At 60.7% G+C, this 2,410-nt stretch carries 3 protein-coding genes and 1 pseudogene; all 4 read left to right on the top strand.

The annotated features are described in order from the left end of the window. A partial coding sequence (locus RR928_RS14825) for a response regulator transcription factor (protein ID WP_332535948.1) occupies positions 1-233 on the top strand: 233 nt, incomplete at its 5' end. Next, positions 217-990 carry an HD-GYP domain-containing protein gene (locus tag RR928_RS14820; protein WP_332535950.1) on the top strand — a complete coding sequence of 258 codons (774 nt, stop codon included), beginning with the start codon at positions 217-219 and terminating at the stop codon, positions 988-990. The genes RR928_RS14825 and RR928_RS14820, both read left to right, overlap by 17 nt. A gap of 26 nt (positions 991-1,016) precedes the next feature. After that, entirely contained in the window at positions 1,017-1,811 is a 795-nt protein-coding gene (locus RR928_RS14815; RefSeq protein ID WP_332683115.1) for an ABC transporter substrate-binding protein, read from the top strand. 100 nt (positions 1,812-1,911) lie between these two features. Next, positions 1,912-2,410 (top strand): annotated as a pseudogene (locus tag RR928_RS14810) (PAS domain-containing sensor histidine kinase); the annotation flags it as partial.

The following is a 2,410-nucleotide window of genomic DNA, read 5'->3' as shown; positions in this document are numbered from 1 at the left end:
TGGACGTCATGATGCCCGGAACGCTGTCGGGCCTGGAGGTCTGCCGCTGCATCAAGGCGAATCCGGCGCTCAGGCATACCAAGGTCATCATGCTCACGGCACGCGGCCAGGCAGAAGACCGGCAAAACGGCATGAATGCAGGTGCCGATGAATACCTCGTCAAACCTTTCAGCACCATCCAGGTGCTGGAAACAGTTTACCGGCTGGAGGCTGCCCATGACCAGAACCACTGAAGGTACGCTCTACCGATCTCCGGGCGAAAGCATGCGCTTTGACGAAGCCGCGGCTGAACAGATGATCCGCTTTGTCGAAGATTTCGGGCATGTGTACCGTGAACGCAACAAGGCGCTGAAGGACCTCACCCGGGCACACAATGAAACACTGCTGCAATTGTGCTCGGCAGCGGAGGCGCGCGACGACGACACTTGCGTGCATATCGTGCGCATCGGCTTTCTTGCCGAGGCGCTGGCGCTTCTCCTGGGCTGCAAACAGGACTTTGCACGCATGCTGCGACGCGCCGCGCCCATGCATGACATCGGCAAGATCGGCACCCCCGACCATGTGCTCAAGAAAGCCGGCCCCCTCACGCAGGAAGAGCGTGCAATCATCCAGCGGCATCCGCGCGCAGGTGCCGAGATCATCGGCAATTCGAGCGTTCCTGTGTTCCGCCTCGCGGCCGAGGTTGCACTGACCCACCACGAACGCTACGACGGCACGGGCTACCCAAGTGGACTCGCAGGGCACAACATTCCCTTGTCGGGCCGCATCACCGCCATCGTCGATTTCTACGACGCCTTGACCATGGATCGCGTCTATCGCCCGGCAATGACTGCCAGCACGGCCCTGGATATGCTCGTGGAGCAACGCGGCAAGGCATTCGATCCCGTGATCGTGGACACATTCGTTCTTCACAGCGAAATGCTGGACGGCTTGCGCTGCAGAATCAGCAAGCTGCGCCCCTCATTTGCCGATTTGATAGACGCACCGTGAGTGAAAGAAACACCATGAAGACCACCATGCATACCCTCATTCAATTCGCTTGCGTCAGCACCCTTGCCAGCCTGGTCTGCAGCGGGGCCGCGTCGGCGGGACCGGTGCAGGACAGGGTCTCGGGCAAGAAGGTGGTGCGCGTATGCATCTGGCCCGATTACTATGGCGTCACGTTCAGGAATCCGCGTACCCAGCAATTGAAAGGCATAGACATCGATCTGTCCGCAGAACTGGGCATGGATCTCAAGGTGAAGGTGGAATACGTCGAGTCCTCTTTCACCTCGATTGCCGAGGATCTGCGCACCGACCGTTGCGACGTAGGCATGTTCGCCATCGGCATGCTGCCCCAGCGCCTGGCCCACATGCGGTTCACCCAGCCCTACCTCAGCAGCGACATCTACGGCATCACCACCCAGAGCAATGCCGTGATCAAGCAATGGTCCGATATCGACCAGTCAGGCGTGCTGGTTGGCGTGCAGGCGGGCACCTTCATGGAACCTGTGATGAGCGAACGCCTCAAGCACGCCAAGCTGATCCGGATCTCGCCCCCGGCTACGCGCGAGCAGGAATTGGAAAGCGGACGGATCGATGTGTTCCTGTCCGACTACCCCTACACCCGCCGCTTGCTCGACAACGCCGACTGGGCGCGCCTGGTTTCTCCGCCCAAGCCGGTGTACGTGCTGCCGTATGCCTATGCCGTGAAGCCGGGAGACGACGCCTGGCTCAAGACCATGGATGATTTTGTCGCACGCACCAAGCGTGACGGCAGATTGGATGCCGCGGCGAGCAGGAACGGCCTCTCCGAAATTGTCGTTCGTTGACATGGCGCCAGCATCTTTCCTGCAGAGATTGCGCGGCAATTTGCGCGCTTTCGCCGCAAGCCTGGGTCCTAGATCAAGCACGCAAGCCTTGGTTGCGGGCATGTTGCTGACCGCCGGTGTTCTGGTGGCGACCTTGTGGGTGGCTTTCAATGACAGGGAGGAAACCATACTCTCGGTTCAGGAAAAGGCGGAACTGGTGGCACGCATGCTGGAGGACCAGACCACACGCACCGTCGAAACCGGTTTTTTCGCAATGGACACGCTGGTCGAGTTCGCCTCATTGCAGGCATCCAACGCGGAAAAGACCCGCACCGAAGCCTTTCTGAAACAGGCACTGGGAGGCCTGCCGTTCATGCGCAGCCTGGCGTTGGTGGACACGAATGGCCGGGTGATCGCCAGCAGCACGCCCGGGGAAGCAGGGCTGAATATCGCGCTGGCGAAACTGGGATACGGTCCGCGGCACAGTCGGCATGCCATGGGCCCGCTGACGCTAGGGCGCAGCCTTGCGGCCCTGAGCACCGACAATCTCCAGCGTCCGACACCCGCGGGCCTGGCCTTCATACCTCTTTTGCGTCCATTCATGGCGCAAGACGGACAGC

Source organism: Comamonas sp. (genome assembly GCF_036666375.1).
Taxonomy (GTDB): domain Bacteria; phylum Pseudomonadota; class Gammaproteobacteria; order Burkholderiales; family Burkholderiaceae_C; genus Comamonas.
The sequence above is the reverse complement of the archived record's forward strand: the minus strand, read 5'-3'. Positions and strand labels throughout refer to the sequence as shown.

Coding starts and splice junctions, on each gene's coding strand:
- RR928_RS14820 (WP_332535950.1), top strand. CDS start 217: ATGACCAGAACCACTGAAGGTACGCTCTACCGATCTCCGGGCGAAAGC.
- RR928_RS14815 (WP_332683115.1), top strand. CDS start 1,017: ATGCATACCCTCATTCAATTCGCTTGCGTCAGCACCCTTGCCAGCCTG.